The following is a 1,803-nucleotide window of genomic DNA, read 5'->3' on the forward strand; positions in this document are numbered from 1 at the left end:
GGGGGGGGGGGGGGGGGGGGGGGGGGGGGGGGGGGGGGGGGGGGGGGGGGGGGGGGGGGGGGGGGGAGGGGGGGGGGGGGGGGGGGGGGGGGGGAAAAAGCCCCGTGGGCGTGCGCCCACCAACCGGCCCGTTCCGGTCCTCCGCCCCTGGGCGGACCGGTCCGACCCGGGGCGGAGGTAGACGGCGGCGTGGGCACCGTCGTGTTCCTCCGGGAGGATCTCAGGCCTCGGCCCGGCCGTGTTGGCGCTGCGTCGACAGTTCCTTGGCGCTGCGTCTACTCATCGGGTGCGGTGTCCGCTCGCGCGTACTAATTCGTTTGACCCGTCTACGAATCGACGCTGGACTGTCGCGGGCACCACGCGGTGCCGGTATCCCAGGGGAGGCAACGGCAGCAATGGAAATCCGTTCCACGACCGAGCAGGACCTCGACGTCTTCGTCGACACCCTCCATGCCGCGTTCGGGCGCTTCCCGGAAACCCCGTCCGAGGGCGGCGGCGGGGTCTGGTGGGCGGCGACCGAGATGGACCGCAACCTGCTCGCCGTGGCGGCGGAGGGGCGGCCGGTCGGCACCGCCGGCTCGTACTCCTTCGAGCTCACCCTCCCCGGTGGGACCCTCGCCCCCGCCCCCGGGGTGACCGGCGTCGGCGTCCTGCCCTCGCACCGACGCCAGGGCGTGCTCACCGCGATGATGCGGCACCAACTCACCGAGCTGCGGGCCCGCGGGGAGTTCCTCTCCGTACTGCTGGCCTCCGAGGCCCCGATCTACGGCAGGTTCGGCTACGGCCCGGCGACCTACACCGGGAACCTGAAGGTGTCGCGCCACCGCGCCGGCTTCGCCCTCCCCCGGGCGCGCGGCACGGCCGACGCCCCGGCCCCCGGCACGGTCGAGGTACTGCGGCGCGCCGAGTGCGGGGACCTCCTGGAGGAGGTCTACGACCGGTACCGTCGCACCCAGCCCGGCGCGCTGTCCCGGCCGCACCGCTGGTGGGCCCTGGGCGCGGGGCAGCCCCCGATCGCTCCGGCCCCGCGCTACATAGCCGTCCACCGGGACGCCGACGGTGTCCCGGACGGGTACGCCAGCTACTCGCTCGACGGCGAGACCCTGAACGTCGACGAGACCATCGCCGCCGACGACGCCGTCACCACGGCCCTGGTCCGGTTCCTGCTCCAGCACGACCTGGTCACCCAGGTGGTCTTCAAGCACTTCCCGCCCGGGCACCCGCTGCGGTGGCAGCTCGCGGACTTCCGCGCCGCCGAGGTGGGCTACGACACCGACTGGCTCTGGGTGCGGCTGCTGGACGTCCCACGCGCGCTCACCACGCGCGGCTGGTTCGGCGACGGCGAGCTCGTCCTCGACGTCGACGACCCGTTCCTCGGCGAGCACGACCGCTACCTGCTGACCGTCCGGGACGGCAAGGCCGAGTGCGACCCGACGGACCGGGAGCCCGACCTGTCGCTGGACGTGCGGGACTTGGGCTCGGTCTACCTCGGCGGCACCGCCCCGAGCACCCTCGTACGGGCCGGGCACATCCGGGCCCACCGCCCGGGCGCGGCAGCCCTCGCCGACGCCCTGTTCAGCGCCGAGCGTCCCCCGCACTGCCTGCACTGGTTCTGACCGGCCGGTGCCCGGTGACGGGGTGCGGCGCGCCACCGTCCTCCACACCGACGCGGGCTCCCGCTACCGGAGCCGGCACGCCCGGTCCGGACGCAGCCGGACCGGGCGGCTGCTGGAACTCGTCCGCGCCGAACTCGCCGCCGAGCAGCACGGTTCGACCCACCGAGCACGGGCTGGGACTCTGTTG

At 75.1% G+C, this 1,803-nt stretch carries 2 protein-coding genes; both read left to right on the plus strand.

Annotated features, from left to right (window positions below):
* Nucleotides 1-395: 395 nt before the first annotated feature.
* The gene (locus ACFQ87_RS35380) at nt 396-1,616 is read left to right on the plus strand and encodes a GNAT family N-acetyltransferase (protein ID WP_380615022.1); all 1,221 of its coding nucleotides are present in this window, start codon (nt 396-398) and stop codon (nt 1,614-1,616) included.
* 7 nt (nt 1,617-1,623) lie between these two features.
* Nucleotides 1,624-1,803: hypothetical protein (locus tag ACFQ87_RS35385; RefSeq protein WP_380615023.1), on the plus strand; the 180-nt coding region annotated here is incomplete at its 3' end.

Source organism: Kitasatospora sp. NPDC056531, assembly GCF_042794375.1.
Taxonomy (GTDB): Bacteria; Actinomycetota; Actinomycetes; order Streptomycetales; family Streptomycetaceae; genus Kitasatospora.